At 33.5% G+C, this 18,082-nt stretch carries 20 protein-coding genes; 10 read left to right on the plus strand and 10 right to left on the minus strand.

What is annotated here, in order from left to right; genetic code table 11:
• The first annotated feature begins 546 nt into the window (after positions 1–546).
• Positions 547–1,047 carry a hypothetical protein gene (locus DNU06_RS06995; RefSeq protein WP_111062529.1) on the plus strand — a complete coding sequence of 167 codons (501 nt, stop codon included), beginning with the start codon at positions 547–549 and terminating at the stop codon, positions 1,045–1,047.
• A gap of 80 nt (positions 1,048–1,127) precedes the next feature.
• Here DNU06_RS06995 and DNU06_RS07000 read toward each other — a convergent pair whose 3' ends face one another.
• On the minus strand, positions 1,128–2,771 hold the full coding sequence (locus DNU06_RS07000; protein WP_146239175.1) for a hypothetical protein: 1,644 nt from the start codon (positions 2,769–2,771) through the stop codon (positions 1,128–1,130).
• A 131-nt stretch (positions 2,772–2,902) separates the two neighbouring features.
• Here DNU06_RS07000 and DNU06_RS07005 point away from each other — a divergent pair, with 131 nt between their 5' ends.
• A complete protein-coding gene (locus DNU06_RS07005) occupies positions 2,903–3,595 on the plus strand; it encodes a hypothetical protein (protein ID WP_111062531.1) in 693 nt (230 codons plus the stop codon).
• 63 nt (positions 3,596–3,658) lie between these two features.
• On the opposite strand, the gene DNU06_RS07010 is transcribed toward DNU06_RS07005, so the two are convergent.
• Positions 3,659–3,808 (minus strand): T9SS type A sorting domain-containing protein, encoded by a 150-nt coding sequence (locus DNU06_RS07010; RefSeq protein ID WP_111062532.1) that lies wholly within the window; start codon positions 3,806–3,808, stop codon positions 3,659–3,661.
• A gap of 173 nt (positions 3,809–3,981) precedes the next feature.
• Between DNU06_RS07010 and DNU06_RS07015 the strand changes: the two genes are divergently transcribed.
• The 6 genes from DNU06_RS07015 to DNU06_RS07035 all read left to right on the plus strand — a co-directional run bounded on the left by DNU06_RS07015 (position 3,982) and on the right by DNU06_RS07035 (position 11,222).
• Positions 3,982–5,283 carry an amidohydrolase family protein gene (locus DNU06_RS07015; RefSeq protein WP_111062533.1) on the plus strand — a complete coding sequence of 434 codons (1,302 nt, stop codon included), beginning with the start codon at positions 3,982–3,984 and terminating at the stop codon, positions 5,281–5,283.
• 60 nt (positions 5,284–5,343) lie between these two features.
• The gene (locus DNU06_RS07020) at positions 5,344–6,183 is read left to right on the plus strand and encodes a CobW family GTP-binding protein (RefSeq protein WP_111062534.1); all 840 of its coding nucleotides are present in this window, start codon (positions 5,344–5,346) and stop codon (positions 6,181–6,183) included.
• Positions 6,184–6,186: 3 nt separating this feature from the next.
• Positions 6,187–6,597 (plus strand): MerC domain-containing protein, encoded by a 411-nt coding sequence (locus tag DNU06_RS07025; protein WP_199398999.1) that lies wholly within the window; start codon positions 6,187–6,189, stop codon positions 6,595–6,597.
• A gap of 12 nt (positions 6,598–6,609) precedes the next feature.
• Positions 6,610–6,756, plus strand: a complete 147-nt coding sequence (locus tag DNU06_RS17805) for a hypothetical protein (RefSeq protein WP_158526839.1) — start codon at positions 6,610–6,612, stop codon at positions 6,754–6,756.
• A gap of 79 nt (positions 6,757–6,835) precedes the next feature.
• Positions 6,836–7,795, plus strand: coding sequence for a purple acid phosphatase family protein (locus DNU06_RS07030; RefSeq protein ID WP_111062535.1), 960 nt, complete (start codon positions 6,836–6,838; stop codon positions 7,793–7,795).
• A 1,564-nt stretch (positions 7,796–9,359) separates the two neighbouring features.
• A complete protein-coding gene (locus DNU06_RS07035; RefSeq protein WP_111062536.1) occupies positions 9,360–11,222 on the plus strand; it encodes an ATP-binding protein in 1,863 nt (620 codons plus the stop codon).
• A 295-nt stretch (positions 11,223–11,517) separates the two neighbouring features.
• Here DNU06_RS07035 and DNU06_RS17740 read toward each other — a convergent pair whose 3' ends face one another.
• From DNU06_RS17740 to DNU06_RS18095, 4 genes are all read right to left on the minus strand, one after another.
• Complete coding sequence (locus tag DNU06_RS17740) at positions 11,518–11,730, minus strand: hypothetical protein (protein WP_146239176.1); 213 nt, start codon at positions 11,728–11,730, stop codon at positions 11,518–11,520.
• Positions 11,731–11,740: 10 nt separating this feature from the next.
• Positions 11,741–11,998, minus strand: coding sequence for a DUF1883 domain-containing protein (locus tag DNU06_RS07045; protein ID WP_111062538.1), 258 nt, complete (start codon positions 11,996–11,998; stop codon positions 11,741–11,743).
• A gap of 61 nt (positions 11,999–12,059) precedes the next feature.
• Positions 12,060–12,209 carry a hypothetical protein gene (locus tag DNU06_RS18020; RefSeq protein ID WP_233502978.1) on the minus strand — a complete coding sequence of 50 codons (150 nt, stop codon included), beginning with the start codon at positions 12,207–12,209 and terminating at the stop codon, positions 12,060–12,062.
• 68 nt (positions 12,210–12,277) lie between these two features.
• Positions 12,278–12,403 (minus strand): hypothetical protein, encoded by a 126-nt coding sequence (locus DNU06_RS18095; protein WP_262510044.1) that lies wholly within the window; start codon positions 12,401–12,403, stop codon positions 12,278–12,280.
• A 199-nt stretch (positions 12,404–12,602) separates the two neighbouring features.
• Here DNU06_RS18095 and DNU06_RS07050 point away from each other — a divergent pair, with 199 nt between their 5' ends.
• Together DNU06_RS07050 and DNU06_RS07055 are read left to right on the plus strand one after the other, a co-directional pair.
• Positions 12,603–13,274 (plus strand): RNA polymerase sigma factor, encoded by a 672-nt coding sequence (locus DNU06_RS07050; protein ID WP_111062539.1) that lies wholly within the window; start codon positions 12,603–12,605, stop codon positions 13,272–13,274.
• Positions 13,261–13,989 carry a hypothetical protein gene (locus DNU06_RS07055; protein ID WP_111062540.1) on the plus strand — a complete coding sequence of 243 codons (729 nt, stop codon included), beginning with the start codon at positions 13,261–13,263 and terminating at the stop codon, positions 13,987–13,989. Before DNU06_RS07050 ends, DNU06_RS07055 begins: the two co-directional genes overlap by 14 nt.
• A gap of 584 nt (positions 13,990–14,573) precedes the next feature.
• On the opposite strand, the gene DNU06_RS07060 is transcribed toward DNU06_RS07055, so the two are convergent.
• The 4 genes from DNU06_RS07060 to DNU06_RS07080 form a co-directional block, all read right to left on the minus strand.
• Positions 14,574–15,107: a hypothetical protein gene (locus DNU06_RS07060; protein ID WP_111062541.1), complete on the minus strand. Its 534-nt coding sequence runs from the start codon at positions 15,105–15,107 to the stop codon at positions 14,574–14,576.
• A 477-nt stretch (positions 15,108–15,584) separates the two neighbouring features.
• The gene (locus tag DNU06_RS07070; RefSeq protein WP_146239177.1) at positions 15,585–15,917 is read right to left on the minus strand and encodes a hypothetical protein; all 333 of its coding nucleotides are present in this window, start codon (positions 15,915–15,917) and stop codon (positions 15,585–15,587) included.
• Positions 15,918–16,272: 355 nt separating this feature from the next.
• Positions 16,273–17,364 carry a hypothetical protein gene (locus DNU06_RS07075; protein ID WP_111062544.1) on the minus strand — a complete coding sequence of 364 codons (1,092 nt, stop codon included), beginning with the start codon at positions 17,362–17,364 and terminating at the stop codon, positions 16,273–16,275.
• Complete coding sequence (locus DNU06_RS07080) at positions 17,361–17,888, minus strand: RNA polymerase sigma factor (protein WP_111062545.1); 528 nt, start codon at positions 17,886–17,888, stop codon at positions 17,361–17,363. The genes DNU06_RS07075 and DNU06_RS07080 overlap by 4 nt, the downstream gene beginning before the upstream one ends.
• Between the last annotated feature and the right edge of the window lie 194 nt (positions 17,889–18,082).

Here is an 18,082-nt window from a genome sequence, read left to right on the forward strand (position 1 = left end):
TATATCGCTACTATTTACAAACAAGTACTCCGGTTTACTACAATTTGAAGTGAAGTATATGCATAAAACTTGAAAATAGAGTAAGGGGAGTACCTATACAAATACATGGTGTAAAAAGTATATTACCCACTCGGCCTATAATTTTTATCTTTTGGGTAACAATGCAATTCGCTTAAGATGGCACAAAATGCTACATGTGATTTATGAGTATGCCTAAAACGGACAAGTAATCTTGTTTTTATATTATTGTAAATTATTCCATTGTAACCCTAAAATTGCAGACAAGCTTAAATGCTTCTTCTGCATAAACTATTATACCTCTCTTTTATTTTTTTATGCAAGTTTTCTATCTTTTTTTTAAAAGGCATGGAACTTTCATAGCTACAAACCCTAAGTAAAACAGCATTTCCGGTATAAAAAGCACTCCTTATTATGGTGCTTTCAATTTTAGGTATATTTAAGTGGTAATGAGCAAAATCACCCGAAAGGATGAAGCGTAAACCTCAATTAATACTTACCATTGTCTCTCACAAAAACAGAAAAATTATGAAATATTTTGCTTTATTATCCGTTTGTCTTTTAGCCATCTCATGCGGACCGCGTCAGCTTGAAAGTGCGGACATTCAAGAAAACATTTTGGCGGAAACAAGTATATTAAATACAGTTCAGATAGGCGATTCTTGGGAAGACGTTAAACAAAAGGCTGGTAGCTATTGGGAAGTAAAAGAAGATCCCGCTTTTGATGTCTATCAGTTTAGAAGAGACTTGGATGCGGGATCAGAGTATATTTCCATTACTTTTAAATTAAATAATAACATGGTTGGTGGAATAGGTGTTAGTGTAAACACTTCCAGTATTAACCCAACAGTTTTAAAGTTATTACAGGCTGATATATTATCTATTTACAAAAAAAGATTCCATGTTAGTTTTGAAAATAACAACAACGTGGTAAGAACGTTTGGTAATAAATTTTACAACTATGAAAAAACAGAAAACTTTAGAGATGGATCTTCGTCAATTGGTGTTTTTTGTACTGTAAAACTGTAAATAAACGGGAAAGCCAAACGGTGCAGAACACTTAAAGCATAGGTTTAGTAAAATAACTATAATTATTTGAATATAATCTTTTAAATGTTTAAATATGACTTCAAGTCATCAGATTTTTTGATGATGGAGGTCATATTTTTCATGGCAAATACAGGTCTTAGGTTTTCCTTTAAATCTAGTCGATTAAATTGCTGTTCACTGAGCATAAATACACTTTTATCGTCAGTAAACAATAGAATAACATTTTTACCTACACCGCTGCATTTAATATTGTTGGGATGAAAGCTAAATGAGCCATTAAAATTTAAATCCATCACACACACCACGTGTTTGCTGGTTATTTCCACTCCGTTTTCATCCACATAAGTGGGGGATAGTGCAAGTGGTTCTTCTAACTTATAAAGTTGGTCGCAGTTATATACGCCAAAATCGGGTGAGTTAAGTCCGTTGACCAAGGATGGAGACGAAATACCATTGGCTGCGACAGCATCAAGATATTTTTGGTTTTCTGCCCTCAGTTTTGCCATTTTTTCGGCTTCCGCTTTTTGTCTTTGCGCTTCCTGTGCTGCTCGTTCCGCTCTTTCCAGTTTCATTTCGGTCTTTTTTTCTTCAATCATAATTGCCGTTACCACATCCATTAATTCTTTGGGTTCGACAGTAGTTTGTGCTGTTTTTTCAGATTCATCAAATTGTTTTACGAGCGCGTTTAGCTTTGGATAGCTTGCCAAGTGTTTAAAAAACCAGTCCCAACTTGCTTCGTCAAATTGAATATCAGCGTAATTCTCATATATTTTAGAATTGAGCTCAAAATAATGGCCGTCAAATTCTAGTTCCGACTTTCTGGTGTATTTTAATGTTTCCTTTGAACCACCATAGTTTACTTCCTTTTTCTTTGTCCATTCCCCGGTTACATCATCCATCTGATAAAAAGCTACACCTGGCGCTGGTTTAGTGCAATTAAAATCAACTTTAACAGGCGCCTTCAAATCCAGCTCCTTCCCGTTTTGTTCCCCCCTTAAATTATACATCCCAACTGACGAAAAATTTAAATCCTCCCTGCCATCATTATACGTCATTGGGATGCCAGAAAATGCAAAATCAGTAGGGTCTTTAAATTCGTTGTATGCAAAGGTGAAGTCGCCATTTACAGGAGTCCCATCTAGGTAAGTCACTGAATTTCCAGCAATATTAACTGTCGTTCCGCCTCCACAATCAAATACACCGCCTTCTTTCGCACTTACTGTAAACGTTTTGGTTGCGGTTTGAAAAGGTTTAAAGAATTCTTTCAAATGTTGATAGCTCAAGTCGGGACCGTAATGCACCACAAAACCATGAAAATAGGTCTTTGCTTCTTTTAGCGATTTTGCGCCTGTTTGCTCAATGAACTTCCAAGTTGGCTTGTCTTTTTCTACCTGTGGTAAGGCCATTTTTAAATTTTGGATCCTTTGTACATGCAATTGGTCTTGACTAACTGTATTTGATCCTGTATAAGCGGAGTACACCAAATCGATATGATGAATTTTCACCCCTTTTAGCTTTTCTAAATCAGCCGCATTAACAAAAACAGATTGACCCAATTTGGCTTTAAGTTGAATGGTTTGCTCCAGTTGAAAGTCGTACTTCAACACTTTTTCTCTGATGGGATTATCGGCAGGTGAATTTGAAAAAGAATGGTTTAGATGGGTGATTAAAATAAGTGAAATAAAAAGGTATAAAGGTTTCATACAATTGGTTTTTTGGTTCAATTGTATAATGGAAGTGTTTTTTTTAGTTACAAATTGTGAGGTCAGTTAAAGACCTGTAATAATTTTGAATGGTTTGAAAATAAGGCTTATATTTATGAAAACTCAATACCATGAAAAAAATTCCTAAACCGTTACCTTGTAATGAGAGATGGGCTAAAATGACACCAACGGAAGGAGGGAGAACTTGTCAATCCTGTGCCAAATTGATAGTTGATTTCAGAAAAAAATCATGGAGTGGAATTGCTGAAATACAAGAAAAAAACAATAACACAATTTGTGGGGTTTATTCAAAGAAACAACTGAAAAATTGGGGCCAAGAACCACCAGTCAACTTCAGAACTTTAAGAAAAACGGCAAGTATAGTAGCCATCTCTACCGCAGTTTCTTGCTCCATTTTATCAAAAGGTCAAAATAACAATAAGGATTTGGTTATTTATGGAACAGTATCAGGGGATTATTTCAAAAAACAGCATGCTAAAATACCTATCGAAAATGCAATAATTAGAATTGACTCCCTAAATATTGAATCTAAGACAGACAGTCTTGGTAATTTTTCATTTACAGTGCAAAGAAATCAACTAAATGATTCAATAGTTGAGTTGACTACTATCAGCGAATTCTATGGGGAACAACATGTATCGGTAAATACGAGTAGTATTAGTAATGATTCCTTGCGTATTGAACATTATCTAAAACCTGTTCTTATTAAAGATATATCAGAACCTACTATGTTTTATGCGGCTCCGCCAACAATTATCGAATCATTAAAGGAAAAAATCGACACATTAAATAGAAAAAAGTAAACACGTTTTTAAAAGTATTGAGTGCAGGCAAATGACTGTGGTGAATAGATAGATGCATTAAGCTTAAATGACAATTTTAAGACCTTTTAGTTGCTTTCTCATCCTGACAACATATATTCCTTTTCCAAAAATGGAAACATCAAAATTTGTTTCCATTTTAGTAATTATCGTTTTTAACAACATTCTTCCATTTACATCTAAAATTGTCGACATAAGTAGGGGATAGTGCAAGTGGTTCTTTTAACTTATAAAGTTGATCGCATTTTTAAGTATCCAAAATCTAAAAAGTCCACTAGATTTTATAACTTGTTGGCACAATAGTATTTTAAGGGTACAAGATGCACTTTATAGAGCTGTTGGCATCCATTTAAATCAAAAAGAGAGACATGTTTAAAAGCCTTTTATTTCTATTCATTATTATTTTTTCCTCGCAAACGAAATTAATAGCGCAACAAAAGAGCACCTATATCAAAGCTGGATTTTTATATGACAGTAAAAACAATGTGCTTTTAAAAAACAAGCTAATACAAATTCAAGGGAAAAAAATTGTTTCGATTGGTGAATTTAAGTCTTTGCCAAAAAATAGCGAAGTAATCGATTTAACAGCGTATACCGTTCTTCCAGGTCTGATTGATGCGCATACACATGTACTTTTTTCTCAAGAAGCCAATGAAGATTTTGCAGAACACAGTATTCATTCACTCACTATGGAAAGTGATGCTTTGAGAGTACTCCGTGGCTCAAAAAGAGCGAAAAGTTATTTGGAAGAAGGAATAACGAGTATTAAAGATATTGGAAACTCTGGTTTATATCTTGATGTAGCCCTTAGAGATGCTATAAATGAAGGAACAATTGAAGGTCCTCGTATTTTTGCCTCTGGTCCAATTTTAGCAGCAAATGGTGGGCAGGTTTATGGCGTGCTACCCAAACATCAAGATATAATAGATTTAGAATATCGCATCATTACCAGTCCCGAAGACGGAAAAAATGCTGTACGCGAACATGTGAATCAAAATGTAGATATCATAAAGATTTGCGCTGATAATATTCCCAATAAAACCTATTTAACCATAAATGAAATAAAATCTATTGTGAGCACCGCCCACTTTTATAATTTAAAAGTCACCGCTCATTGTGTCACAAATCAGTCTGCTTGGAATGCAATTGAAGCAGGTGTTGATGGTATTGAACATGGTTTTAATATGGCAGATAGTACCTTAGTAAAAATGGCGGAAAAGCAAATCTTTTTGGTACCCACTGAAAATAGCAAATCGTATATGTATACTTATGCCAAACTTGCCAATTATAACGAGGATGAGCTGGAATGGATTGATGACTATTTTGATAGGATGAAAAAAAGACTCCAAAGTGCAATTAATAAAGGAGTTCCTATAGTGGCAGGTTCTGATAATTATACTGATATAAAAGTATCCCGCGGAAAGTCATCTAAAGATATGTTTAGGTACTATTTAGAAGCAGGAATGAAGCCTTTAGATATACTCCAGTCCAGCACATATATTTCAGCTTTTCAATTGGGAAAAGAAAATGAAATTGGTTGCATAAAACCAGCAGCAAATGCAGATATTATCGCTGTAAAAGGAGATGTTATGAATGATTTTATCTCGACAATAGAAAACGTGGTGTTTGTAATGAAAGATGGGGAAATTTACACTAATAAAACCGATTAAATCCAACTCATATAAAATTCGTATTTGTCTGAACCGAAGCGTAGGGAAGTAAGAAGGCAAATGGTTACAGTAGTGGATGCATACAATTTTTTTAAAGATTTTAGTAGTCCTGAAACACTAGTTGATAGGGAGATGACTGATATCGAAGATGATTTTAGAACCATTGTCAATTTATTGACAGATCAAGTGGAGTTTGCCAATGTGATTGTTTTAAACAAAACAGACCTGGTTTCAAAAGAGGACCTAGGTGTATTAAAATCAGCCTTAAAGAAATTAAATCCTGGTGCAACAATCGTTGAATCTTCATTTTGTAAAGTGGATCCCAAAGTAATTCTTAATACGGGGCTATTCAATTTTGAAAAAGCGGAACAAAGTGCAGGCTGGATAGAAGAATTGAACAAAGACAAACATACACCCGAAACGGAAGAATATGGCATATCTGCTTTTGTATACCGTTCCAAAAAACCATTTGACGCGGAGAGATTCTGGAAATATGTTTCTGAAAAATTCCCTGCAACTGTGATTAGAAGTAAAGGTCTATTTTGGTTGTCTTCACGACCAGATCAAGCGCTTATATGGGGACAGGCAGGCGGATCCCTGCGTGCCGATAGTGCAGGTGTTTGGTGGTGCAGCATGCCCTTTGAACAAAGAACTAAATATGTGTCTTTTATTGAAAATCAACAACTAATCGAGTCTGATTGGGATAAAAATTTTGGTGACCGTAAAAATGAAATTGTCTTCATTGGTCAAGACATGAACGAAGACATCATGCGATCCGAACTTGATGCTTGCTTAATTGCTTCAAAGGAACTTGATTTGGATAATTGGAGAGAAGGATATCAAGATTCCTGGCCTGTTGCGCGGACACAGGTATTAAATGGAGTAGACATTAAACCATAAAATATGTTTAAGATTATAAATATTGGAAAAATGAAAGCAGATACGATAGGAATTTTCGCGGGGACGCTCTGTTTGGTTCATTGCGTGGCCACGCCCTTTATATTTATAGCTAAAGCCTGTGCAAGTACTTGCTGCTCAGCTGCACCCACTTGGTGGAAATGGATTGATTATCTTTTTATTGTAGTTTCTTTTATTGCTATCTATTACGCCACAAAAAATTCAAATAAACGTTGGATACAAATTGCACTTTGGGGAGCATGGACCGTCTTATTGTTTACCATCATTAATGAAGCAATTGTAATGCTGGTACTTCCTGAGTCTTTTATCTATTATCCAGCACTTAGTATTGTGGCATTACACCTGTATAATAGAAGGTATTGTACTTGCCAAGAAGATAAATGTTGTGCCAATTAAAATAAATACTAGATGAACTTTGATCAAATTGATAACATTGGAGATAACCATATGGAAGGCACCAAAGCCGCAGGCCACCGAAGTCCAATAATAGAAGAAAGTGGTGAACACCGGTTGTTATTACGAATCGATACCAATAATTTTATAGACTTTGGTTGAAATAGTCCATCAAAATATTAAAAAAAAATGTTTTACTTTTACTTTATATAAATAATATAACAGACCTATAATTAAACTGATGATGAAAATAACCTCCTTAATAATTGCCTTTTCCGCATTAATTCTCCTCTCGTTTAACACGAAAAACACTTTTATTTCTGACACCTTGCAGGTTCAAAACAATCCAGAAAACCAAAATAGAAAAAGTCTTGATTTTTTTGTAATTGGTGACTGGGGAGAAGCAAATTTAATTCAACAACAGGTGGCAAATGCCATGGCTTTTGAAGCTGCCAAAAACCCTATAGATTTTATTATCAGTGTAGGAGATAACTTTTATCCACATGGTGTGCGAAGCATTAACGACAAAAAGTGGGAAAATACCTTCGAGAATGTTTATGCGGATAGTAATTTAATCACTGATTGGTATACAGCCATTGGAAACCATGATTACCAAGGTAATGTTGGCGCCCAATTAAGGTATCATAAAAAAAATCCAAGATGGAAAACAACAGAACGTTATTTTAGCTTTAAAAAAAGTATCCCTCAATCAAAGGACTCTGTACTTTTTGTCTTTATTGATACCAATCCTTTCGACAAATGGGTGGGTCTATTCACTGGTGGTAACTGGAGACATTCCAAAAAAAAGCAATTATTATGGCTTGAAAATGTACTGCAAGCGTCGAAGGAAAAATGGAAAATAGTGGTAGGTCATCATCCTTTATACACAACCGGAATCCGAAGAGGACAAACGGCAGACATTCAAGCTGCATTTTTAGCTGCGTTTGAAAAACACCAGGTAGATGTTTATTTTTCAGGGCATGATCACAGCTTGCAACATCAAAAACCAGCGGGACATACCCATTATTTTGTGAGTGGTGCTGGATCGGAATCAAGAGGGGTTACAATTGATTCAAGTATGACAAAATTTGCAAAAAAAGACCATGGATTTATACAAGCGGAACTAACCAAAGATAATTTAGAAATTAAGTTCATCAACGCTAACAATAAAGATTTGTATCATACAACCATTTCAAAATAATAGCAGGGCTGTCACGATAAAAAACAGGGAATGACAACGGAGATAACTTTTTAAATAAAGTTTTCGCTAATGCTGCCTGTACATCTCCTTATTATCGAAATAAAAAATAAGATCAACTGCGTAAATATTCTATTGTCTGAACCGAAGCGTAGGGAAGGAGAGGACAAATGGGTATGGAGTGCAGGCAAATGACTGTGGTGAATAAATAGATTCATTAAGCTTAAATGATAATTTTTAGACCTTTTAGCTGCTTACTAATTCTAACATAAACTACCCTAAACACACTGAACTATGATAATATTATGAAGGGGTTGTTGATCCAGCTTATTTCACAAAAGTTTTTAAGTTTAAAATTGGAGCATCTCCAGCTGGATATAGGAGGTTGAATTGGATGGTTGGTAACATAACGGTGATCACGAAAGCTTTCGGGAAGGCGTGATTAGCATACCAACTAATTCTCAGAATTTTCTTAGAAGGAATTTACCAAGGAATATTTTCAACTAAACGATTGTAGGAAAGTTGATGAATTAGTAAACTGATAGATATTATTTTTGCTAAAGCGCATGATTAGTTTTGTCTTTCTTAATTGACTCACAATATTTTTTACATTTCGGCAAGCTCAATGCAGGCATTTCGATACTTCGGCAAGCTCAGCGCAGCGCAGCTCAATGCAATGCAATGCATAATATCAGTCGATATGTATTTGAAGAAACCGACCGCAATTTCCTTTATCATAATATCTGCCGATATACTGACGTATATCTGATACTATGATAAACAGCAAAGCTGTGCGGAAATCGCTACAATCACCTTATAATGTAATTGCGTTATGTTACTTTGCTTTGGTGAAAAAGCGGTTCGCTTTCCTAATGGTTTTTAGAAAAGTTTTCTTCCTAGATGTTCAATACATGGGTAGTGGAATACTTTTTTGGCTGACCCGAGAGTAGGGAGGGAGAAGGCAAATATGTATGGAGTGGGAGGATAGTTAAATGCTTCTTTGATATCATTGTGCAACATTCTGTAATTGTCAGTATCATTTTTATCATAACATATTTGATAATAAAACGAAGAGAAATACATATTTCCTTAGGAATTGAGACGATTATTCATGGGAGATTATCCGTGTTAAACCTTTTAGACATCTTTAAAAGTGGAAGATGAAAAATCCCATTAAAAAACTGATTTAGTTATAGAACTATGGCATTATGGTATCCAGCTCTAATTACATTATTGATTACACTAATATATCGAAAAATAAATCAAGTCAATACAATTGTTTGATATTTTAGCATATAATTAAGATCAGTTAATAACTTTAATAATTCGGTCATTAGAAACAGCTCTTTTTGAAAACTATCAAAAAAAACACCTCACTTTTTTTTTATTAGATTAACTTTGAAAGTGTTAATCTAATTTTTGATTTGTTTTTGTAAACTAGTAAAAAAATTGTTAGTAAAAATTGCTAGGATTTATTTCAGTAGTCTATGAATAGTATATGGTATTGGAAACAGGTAACTTAAAAATGGGTTGTTAAAGAATGTATTGACTTATAATTTAAATTGAAATGATAGATAAAACAAACTTAAGATCATCAAAATTTTCAAAGCATATAAAACGAATATTGGATGAACAATTATTTGTAATTCTACCTTCAATTGGCGCTTTAATGCTTGAAAGTAAAACAAATAAGATTGTTTTCAATCCTCATTTATCTTTCAATGATGGCAACTTAGTAGACTTTATTTCTAAAGCAGAAAGTATTAGCAAAAGTTCAGCTCAAAATTTGACAAATGCCTTTGTTAGTGAAATTCAAAATAGCTTGCTAAAGAACAATTCATTCGCTTTAAAAGATTTTGGTACATTTCATATTTCAGATGACGGTATTATGGACTTTAAAGAATATAAAAGAAGTGAAAAATCAGTTGAAAAGAAAGATAAAAGAAAAGATCCTAAATATTACATGCAGATAGCAGTCGACATCATGAAGAGTTCTATTGTTGAACGAAGCAAAGATAACCCCAGCCCTCACGTGGGAGCTGTACTTGTTTTTCCGGATGGAACTTTTGATACTGCTTATCGGGGAGAGTTCAGAGAGGGTGATCACGCCGAATATACGGTTATGGACAAAAAGAATAGACATAAAGATTTATCTGGATGTTGGATTTTCGCGACATTAGAACCATGTGCTCCAGGAGCAAGGAATACTCCTAAAGTAAGCTGTGCTAAACGGATTAGTAATGCACGTATTTCTGATGTTTGGTATGGAATTGAAGATAAAAATCCTACTGTAAACCATGGTGGAATTGATCACTTGGAAGTAAATGGGGTTCATGTACATCAATTTTCACCTGAATTTCATAAAGAAATAGAGGAGGCAAACAAAGAATTTATGACCTGGGCCAGCATAAAAAATCGAGAAGCTCAAAAAGAAAAAGAAATTAATAATAGACAGAAAAACTCTCTCATTCTTGATCAGAAAGCAGCTGAAACGAATATGAGCAGTCTTAGTATAGAAGCTCTTCAAAAGTTCGCAGACGACTCAAATCTTAATTTAAACGTAAGTTCTGAAGAATTTAAACAGGAGCTTAAAGAAATGGGACTTTTAGAATTTAATGATAAAAGTAATTCATATTTTCCTTCAGGAAATGCCATTTTATTATTTGGTAAGAGGCCAAGAAATAAATTTCCGCAAGCTGCTATTAAGGCTAAAGTGCACTTTAGTTCAAGTAAAGTTGGCACAGAAACGTTTGATGATGCTTTGGTATTAATTCCGAATCAAATTGAAGAATGGTTGAATAAAGTTTTGCCTTCTAGTATTGACCGAAGTAAATTTAAAGCAAAACAAGTCTCAGAATTTCCGCCAGAAGTAATACGTGAAGCTATAATTAATGCAATGATTCACCGTGATTATTCTTTAGATGGTGCTAAGATTTCATTAGAGATCTTTAGTGACAAGATAATTGTCAAAAGTCCAGGTAAACCATACTATCCAATTACTATTGAAGCTATGAGAAATTTTACAGCAAACTCTTATAGTCGGAATAAAAAATTGGCTTTTGTTTTCAATGAAATGGATTTGATGGAAGAGTCTGCTTTAGGCATGGACACATATAGGAGCTTGTGGAAAGTGTATGACCTTCCTATACCTATTATTGACTATAAGAATGAGAACATTGTAGTAACCTTTCCTCGAACTGTTGAAGCTGTGATGGATTCTATTTCCAAAACTAAAGAATTAAATGAGGAAGAACTAGTGGGCTTTGAACTTGTCCGAACTAAAGGTAAAGTAACTCGTGCGCAATATGAAACTCATTTTAGTTTCGATAAAAAGAAGGCAGAGCGGCATTTAAAGAGAATGGTTGAACTTGGGTTGATCTTGCGTAAAGGATCGGGGCCTGCAACTTATTATGAAGTATCGCGACAATGATTGCGACATTATGTCGCGATAAACAGACGGACTTATATGAAAATAGAAATCGCGACATAAATCGCGACATAGTGTCGCGATACAGTGTATAATTATGAAAAATATATCACGCTAGTGAATTGTCACTTAGTTTGTGCAAAAAGTAGAGTGTGAAAAGCTATGTGGTAATTTTAAATAACGAGAATTACATATACGTTTAGATATTCTACAATATCTAAACGTAAATCCTTATGAAAATTGAAAGAGAACCAACTAGAAAAAAAGGATCTTTCATAATTATTCAATTAGAAATTAATCAACTACCAAAATTTTTTAAGGTCTTCTCCAAGTCTCGTAATGACTTATCTATTTTCTTTCCTACATTATTTTTATCAATTAACTTTATCTTGTTTTTACAAGATTTACATGAAACTGAATCTTCTTTGGAAATTTGACCAAAAGTAACAGCTAAAACACTGTTACATGATGGACAATTGATTTCTATTTTCTCTTTGCTAAAATCAAACATATATTTTATATTAAATTACTTGAACGGAAGCTTTCACGGATGCAGAATATCCTCCTGTATCTATTACTAAATGCCATTTTCCTGAGTGTGGCGGGGTGATTCTATATGGAGATCGTTTAGCCAATCCACCAAAATAATTAAATTTTCTCCCATTTTTATAATTTTGGAAATTAGAGGAATCTAACAATTGTACATTAGCTTGATTGTCTAGTGATACTTGAACACAATTATTGCTTTCAAGATTTAATTCGTAATGTAAAAAATTCATTTATTGTTTTTTTATGTGATTTAAAAAATAGCCAGTCCATTTTGAACTGGCTAGGTATTATTTATTTTAAGGTCTTAGAGACCGCAGACATACCTACTGCAAAAACTGCTAATGCAACTACAGCCGTAATTATATTAGCATTTTTGTTATAGAATTTTGCACAAGTATTTTTGTAGCAAATTTCTGCTTTATTAGAGTAATTATTTTTCATAAAATATTCTATTTAATTAATACATTTCCTTATTCCAAAGCGGTAAGGTTTCGCTTAGTAAGAAAGTACTAACTTCCTTTACTATCTTTTCTGTTACTTCTAACATGTGGTTTAACTTTTATCGTTTTTCCACCAACTTTTTTGGTATGTCCGGGTATCCTATTATACTTTCTACCTTCACTATCCTTTGCCATTATTATACACCTCCTTTCATTAAAAAACAAAAACATTAATCATAAAAACGATAGAAGAAGTTAAACTTTAACTAATTCGCTTTTAAATGTTTAATTGTTTGTTTTTTTTAAAATAATTATTAGTTTTATGCGTAAGCACTCGTTAACATTACGCAAAAGCGTAACCAACGCTTTTGCGTATACTAAGTGAAACCCCTTGATGGAAAATTGGAAAAAGTTTGAAAACGAAGACACAGCTACTCTAATTAAGCTATTTCAAAGTAAGGCTGAAGAAGAGAGTGTAAGGGAAGGAGCGTTTTATAGTCTTTGTTATAGATTTAGAAAAGATCTTCTTTGCAAATGTGAAATTACTTGTAAGAGATTTGGACATGATATTAATGTGGCTGAACAAATTTCTGAAGCTACCTTTGCGAGATATGCTCAAAAGGGTGACTTTAAAATTGAAAAATCTAGTTTAACGTCTATTGATGCTGCTTTTAAATTATATTTATATGCCATTTCGAAAAATGAATTAACAAATTATTATAGATTAGAAGAGAAAAAGAAACGTGGTCATTATTATGATGGTTCTGAAAGAATCATAACGGATTTACCTCCATTACCAAATATTAAATTGTGTATAGAAGACGAAATAAGACTTAGAGCTATTGAGTCACTTTCCCCAGCTCACAGAGCTGTTTATTTAACTTATAAGCAACATGAGAGGAATGGTTGTAATCTATCAAAACAATTACAGAATGAGTTAAGGGAACACTTAGGTGGAGTTAAACAAACAACTGTAAGAGGCTATAAAAAAGAAGCTAATGATAAAGTAAACATTTATCTTGAAGCTATGAATTTAACAAAAGAACTATCAGATGAAGAATTCTAATATTGATAAATTGTTTGGATCTATAGGATTTGGATTCCCCGAAAACGAGAAGGAATTAAAAGCTTTTGACGAAGTATTTAAAGGCTATCAATTTGTCGGAGATGAAGAAAAAATTGATCCAAAGAAGATATTTGATAACATTAAGAGTAGTAATACTAAAATTTCCAAAATTGACTACCACAAACGAACAGTTTTGGCAGCAGAAATAGTTTTTAAACTTTATACCGAACCAACTCTTGGCCATCTTAAACTGCAGAAAATAATGTATTTATGTCAGCACACAACCGGTATGAGATTACATACAAACTTTTTAAAGCAGGCAATGGGCCCATATGATCCTAAACTAATGAGATCAATTGATAAGCAGTTTAAATTAAATAAATGGTATCAGTACGATTCCAATGAATACGTGAAATACAAACCTTTAGAAAATGTAGGAGGTCATAGAGATTGGTATAGTAAGTACTTTAAAAATGAAATAACAGATATTGACTTTTTATTGGAAAAATTTAAATTTTTCAGAACTGATCAAATTGAAATTGTTGCAACTATTTTTGCTTGTTGGAAAGAAATTATTGATAGTAGAGGTCTAGTTAATAATGAAATGATAATTAAAAAATTCTATTCATGGCATAAAGACAAAGCGAAATATACTAAAGACAGACTCAATAGTGCAATAGAATGGATGACTAGTGAAGGCATACATCCTGTATAACAAATACTTGGATATTGTTCTATTTATCATAATACTAACGCCTAGCTTTAATTTGAACACAAAAAATAGCCTAGTTATGTATAGAAACCAAGCAAGGGTATAGAAATTTACTTGAAAAGAAATTTTATACTGTTGCAGACGGTTGACGAGCATGCTATGAAAACTTTTCGTGCAGGATTATACTCAAATACTCAAAATTTCATTTTTAGTGCAGATGTGAGCTTTTTGTGCGCTGGCCAGCGTTGGCTATTGTGCGTAAAATTTAAGATTATTTTCAAGCTTAAATTTTATAAAGCAATTTGTTTAAGGCTGTGCGGCAATTTTGCATAACGACAAATTATAGGCGTGATTAGCATACCATATAATTCTCAGAATTTGATCAGAAGGAAATTATCAAGGATTAAAATCGTTTACGAGATTCTCAGGGGTTTGATGTATTTAAATCTATTTATACATAATAGACATTATAGTTGCGATAAGCGCATGAACTAATAGTTTTAGATTCATGCTGATTTAGCCTATAATTTATATTATGTTAAATAGAAGTATTTAGTACATCACCCATTCAGTGAATCCGTAACTCCTTAATAAAAATAATAATAGTCGCTTCCAGTGCTGTTGACCGTGAAAGTTTTTGAAATGATTTTACTTCCAAAATGTAAATCTATAATTCTAACACCATTTGGAATACTACATTCTAGCGTTCCTTCTTCATCAGTTTGTCCAAAATATGTACCGTCTATGTACACTAATGCACTTGATTTTTCATCATATTCTATGATAGTTTTTGTAGTTCTAAAAGTCTTGATTAAAAATTTCTTTTTCGCACCAATGTCCCTTTTAAGCTCAAAACTATTATCATACAAAGTAATTGAGTATTCCCCATTTCCAGTCAATAAACTAATGGTATACTGCGGATGTTTACCATTTAAGGTATCCATTATCTGATTTTTGGAGTTTTTAACTAACCAGGTATCACTCTTCGATAGATTGGTGATGGCCAACTGTTCCCCAGCAGCATACTCATATTGGTCTAACTTAAAATTAGCGCCGCTTTTTATGCATGCAGGCATCAAAATCACCAACAATATAAGGGTGAAAAATATGTTTTTTTTCATATGATATACAGCTTGTTACTAAGCGAATATAACAATAATAATGCCTTAAATCAAGTGCATTTCAAAATTGACTTAAACCTTATACTGTTTATCCAACCATTGAAACAATCTCAGTAATTATCGCTATATATACATAGACTCCTATTAAAACTGGCATGGCAAAAAGATAACAGAGTAGTATAACATGTCCCCTATTACTCACTGCAACATCTAGCTGATAACTAATACGTATGCTGAGACTATACAAAACCAGGCTAATGATGAAAAACAATAAAGCGTATTTATACTTCTGAAGCATATTTAAATGATTCAACCATTGGAACTTGAACCACAAATCTAAACAGAAAATAATTAGTGGTAAGCTATTTAAAAGTGCTGTATTTTTAAGCAAGTCAATCCATTTCTTATTTTTGATTTTCATAAACATTAATGCTCTAATCTTCTGTTTGAGTAAAACTACTTAATACTTTTTATTACCTACAATTGATAATCATCCATTCCAGCAAATAATAAAACGATACCGAGTAAAACGCCGCCAATGATAAACAATAACAAGGCAATGGACAAATAGATTTGAAAAATAAGATAATGCCAGGAATTGGCAGGTAGACCATAATGTTTGTCGTGTTTTATCAGTAAAAGTATGGCGATTAGACTCATAAAAAAACCAATCACTCCCCATAAAATAACGACCCCCGCTCCTGCCCGTCCAACCACTTCAAAACCATTGATCATGCTGTATATCCCCCAAATAAAGGGCAGAATACACAAAAAGGCAATCACTTGTAAAAGGTTTCTGTAAAATGTCAAATCGTGGAATTAACGAAAAATATGAGCTTTCATTGTATGCAGTGAAAAACAAAAAACTTAGCTTCTAGTCACTAGTCTTTAGTCTCTAGCAATTAGTATCAAAAAATAAAATTGTCTCAATACTAGCTACTCATTACTATGTACTTATTAGTAATTTGTTTATAAAACGCTAAAGTTTCAATTGCAAGTCAAATAATTGTTCCTAATAAATTTCCTGAACATAAAAAAAACCTCTGGATAAGTCTAGCATCTAGTTTCTAGTATCTAGGCTCTAGATTCTGCCAATAAAAAAAGAACCGCCACTATGCTACACACTGCGGGACGGTTCTTTACACCTATGAAAAATCTTTAAAGCTTAATTACACTTACAATTTTTTTTTTTGTCTTTTGATTTAGAGAATGCTACCGCCTCTCCTTTTTCGTTTTCGTACCAAGCCAAAGTGATTGAAAACACTTCGCCCTTTGATTTTGTAATGTGAAATTGGGACTGTTTTGAATTACCTTCTTCGTCTTCTAACTTCATATTTAAGTCCAATTTTTTAATCTCATTCCTTTTCACTTTCGCGGTATAAACAAAGTCAATTCCTGCAGCTACGGCTTGGTCACGTATCTTAGCCAGTTCATCTGTATCCGTATTTTCATTGATCACAAAAGCAACTTTGTTTAATTCAGCTTCAGGAAAAAGATTGGTGCTTGTGTTATGGGTACTTTGATTGGAAAAATATTCTTGTTCAATAATTTCTTTTGAAGCTTCCTTTGCTGCTTCAACATCTATGCGTAAAGCGGCTAAATCTTCTTCCAGCATTCCTTCAAGCGCTAAAAGCTGCCCATCCAATTCCACTTGTGCCAAACGTAAGGCCGATTCTATTTCACTGGTTAATTCATTGACGTTTTGCATCATAATGGTATCTGTTCCACTAGTAATGATCATTTTTTTATGGTCCCCCTTGCCTGTTTCATGAATATTAATATTACTCATGACCCCAATTAAGGAATCTAAATGGAGCGCTTGGCTCAATTGTAAAATCTTCATTTCTTTTTCAATCACTGCTTCAGCCTCTATTTGCTTGGTCGTGTCATCTGGTTCTACACCCATAATGGTTTTTGGCGCTACTGCTTTAAATAAGTCGGGAGCTGGCATGGCCATGACCAGGTTTTTAGTATTCCCTTCATTTGATAGGTGATTTGAAGGGATATTGCTTGGTTCAGCGACTGATGTGTTATAAATAACGACTGCACTGGTAATAATTGTTGCGGTTGTAATGGTCATAATAAAAAATTTAGTTTTTAATATTGAACTCGTAATGGTTTTTAGTCCCAAGACCGCAGCACCAATAACGGCTGCACTTAAAAAGGCTTTTTTAGTCTCCTTAAAAGTATATTCAGGTGCTGCATTTCGCGCAGAATCGAATAAATTATCTAATAAATTTTCTTCTTGCTCTTTCATGCCTTAACCTCCCCTCTTTGATGAACCGACTCAAAACTAAGTAAGGCCTTTAACTTTTCTCTTCCTCTTTTTAGTCTTTGTTTAATCGCCGATTCACTGCTCTGCTGTAAATCCATAATTTCTTTAATGCTAAAGCCTGAAATTTCAAATAATATCAAGCATTCTTTTTGTTTAACGGGTAACAATGCCATGGCTTCATATAATAATGTTGCATTAATGGCAGCTTCTGTATTCGCACCTTGGTCCACCCACTCCATTTTTAAACTCTCCAAATCGTTCAAGCTATCTGGCTTGTTTTTTCTGTTTTGATTGGCCAGTATTTTAATGGCAATCCCACAGAGAAAGGATAAAAAGGAATTTTCGGTTTTTAAGTGGTCTATTTTTTCAAAACCAATCAATAAAGTATCGTTTATTAAATCTTTATAATCCAACTCTCCATAAACCCTCGCCCGACAGAATCTTTCGAAACGATCGTGGACCGGTTCGTATAAGGCTAAAAATTTATGTTGTGCTTTTTTCGACATCTATCAATTGGGTTCTATTAAGTTAGTGTCTTAACTTCCCAATAAGTTACAATTTGCTTGTCTATTTTTCAACTTAATGTTTATCAATAACACTAAGTAACCAATAACATACTGTAATACAGATGAGTAAATATTATTTTATTTTGAATAATTTATGGCATTAATATTGTTATGCGTACATAGTAAACCTGATA

The organism is Putridiphycobacter roseus, assembly GCF_003234935.1.
In the GTDB taxonomy this organism is placed as follows: Bacteria; Bacteroidota; Bacteroidia; order Flavobacteriales_D; family Crocinitomicaceae; genus Putridiphycobacter; species Putridiphycobacter roseus.